3 protein-coding genes are annotated in these 2218 nt (G+C 72.0%); 1 reads left to right on the forward strand and 2 read right to left on the reverse strand.

Annotated elements, in window-relative coordinates; genetic code table 11:
• Positions 1 to 156, forward strand: a 156-nt coding sequence (locus tag CCN33_RS33835; protein ID WP_140394572.1) for an LPXTG cell wall anchor domain-containing protein, incomplete at its 5' end; no start/stop codon positions are given.
• A gap of 166 nt (positions 157 to 322) precedes the next feature.
• Here CCN33_RS33835 and CCN33_RS17330 read toward each other — a convergent pair.
• Positions 323 to 1084: an isocitrate lyase/PEP mutase family protein gene (locus CCN33_RS17330; protein WP_086694499.1), complete on the reverse strand. Its 762-nt coding sequence runs from the start codon at positions 1082 to 1084 to the stop codon at positions 323 to 325.
• A 43-nt stretch (positions 1085 to 1127) separates the two neighbouring features.
• Positions 1128 to 2015: an MBL fold metallo-hydrolase gene (locus CCN33_RS17335; protein ID WP_086694500.1), complete on the reverse strand. Its 888-nt coding sequence runs from the start codon at positions 2013 to 2015 to the stop codon at positions 1128 to 1130.
• Positions 2016 to 2218: the final 203 nt, after the last annotated feature.

Here is a 2218-nt window from a genome sequence, read left to right on the forward strand (position 1 = left end):
ACGCCGCCGGCCACCCCGCCCTCCGACGGCAACGGTGGCGGCGGTCTCGCCGCCACGGGTACCCAGGTGCTCACCGTCGCCGGGCTCGCCGCCGCGCTCCTCGCGGCCGGACTCGGCCTGCTCTGGGCCAAGCGCCGCAGGACCGGCCGGCAGTAACCGGCACACGGCAGCCATCCCGGCCCCGCATCCCCGGCACCTCGGATGCGGGGCCGAGGGTTGTCCCCGCCGCATCAGCCGTCGCCGCGAGCCCGTCGCCGGGCGAGCGGAGGGAGCGCGGCGCCGATGACCACGAGGTCGGGGGCGAGGCGGCGCGGCGGGAGTTCTACGGTGCCCAGGGCTTGAGCATGTCCTTCATCGTGTCCGTCAGGGCGAATTGCAGCAGCGGCCCGTAGGTGACGCGGCCGACGCCGAGGCGGCGGAAGCGGTCGAGGTCGTGCTTGACGGGGTGGGCGGTGGAGTTCACGGGGATGGAGACGGCGCCGGTCACAGCGGTCAGCAGGTCGTCGTCGTCCTGGATGCTGACCGGGTAGACGCTGTCGGCGCCCGCCTGTTCCATGGCCCGCAGGCGCTCGATCGCCTCGTCGAGGACGGCGGCCGGGTTCTCCGCGTGCAGGAACAGATCGGTGCGGCCGTTGACCCACACCGGAACCCCCGCCTTGTCGGCCGCCGCGCGGAGGCCGGCGATGTAGTCGGCGTGCTCCTGTGTGCCGCGCACGCGTCCGCCGTCCGAGTGGACGGTGTCCTCCAGGTTGAGGCCGACGCCGCCGGCCTCGATGAGTCCGGCGACGAGGTCCGCGGGCTCCTGCCCGTACCCGGCCTCCAGGTCCACCGAGACGGGGACGTCGACCGCCGCGATGATCGGCCTGACGGCGGCGAGCACCTCCTCGAAGGTCTGCCCCTCGTGGTCCGCGGCCCCTCGGGAGTCGGCGAGCGGATGGCTGCCGATCGTCAGCGCGGGGAAACCGGCGCCGGCCGCCGTCCGCGCGGACCAGACGTCCCAGACGGTCGGCAGTACGAGTGGCTTGTACTCGGCGTGCAGCTTCTTGAGTCGTCGGGCGCGCTCAATGGTGGTGTGTAGGTCCATGTCGTGGACGCTACCCCTTGATCAACGTCGGAGGGGGCTGCTCTCAGGTCGTCCGGAACAACCCCGGCTCGATCTCCGTCACCAGGCCCTTGGCTGTCAGACGGGCCAAGTGGTGTGTCGCCGTGCGGCGTTCGACCGGGTCCACATGAGGTCCCGACACATGTGGCCGGTACACAAGGCGTTGCTCGGCTATCTCGGGGACCGTCCTCGGCTCGGTGAGGAAGGCCAGCAGGGCTGCCTCCCGCCGTTCGACCACCTCGGCGAAGCCGGCGAGCCCGCGCCGGAATTCAGCAGCCCCCTCGATCACGCCCTTCTGGTGGGCGGTGCCGTACCAGCGGGCGTCGATGTCCGCGCACCGGCGCATCGACGCCTCGAACTCCGTCAGATCGCTGCGGGCGTCGCCGTAGAAAGGGCCGAACGAGGTGAGGTCGATGTCCGCGACGTACAGGAAGCCGTCCGGTTCGATCAGGAAGCCGCTGTGGCCCGGTGTGTGGCCGGGCAGGTGGACCACCGTGACCGTGCGGCCGCCGAGGTCGAAGACGGTGCCGTCGGTGAAGCCGAGGGCGTCCGGGCGTCCCGTCACGTGGAAGTCGTCGCGCAGCATCCGGTGGGCTGCGCGGGCCTCCTCGGGCGGGTAGCCGAACCCGGCGACCATGAGCTCGCGGGACCGGAGCGGGCCCAGGTCACCGACGTGGATGTGCACCGGCACGTCGTAGCGGCCGAGCCCCGCGATGTGGTCCTCGTGCGCGTGGCTCACCAGGACGACATCGGCGGGCGGCGCGCCGCCCACGAGAGACAGCGAAGGGTCGACGACCAGCGTGGCGTCCGTACCCCGTACGAGGAGCGAGTTGGCGTACGGATACGCGCCGCGCCGGGCGCCGACGAGCACCGTGACCTCGCCGTAGGTCTCCTCGGTGTACTCCCCGCCCATGTGCGGCCACCCCACCCTTCCGCTCGCGCACCTCAAATTCGAATCGCAGTCGAAACCGTAGCAGTGCCCGCCGAGCGTCGGCCGGGTGTGTCGATCCCCGGTCGTCGGTGAAGTTCGGCAGCGACGCCCTGGCCGGCCCGGCCGGGCACCCGTGGGTGGTCATGGCCCACGGATTCGGCGGCACCCGCGACAGCGGTCTGACT

It is taken from the genome of Streptomyces recifensis, assembly GCF_002154615.1.
GTDB lineage: Bacteria > Actinomycetota > Actinomycetes > Streptomycetales > Streptomycetaceae > Streptomyces > Streptomyces griseoluteus.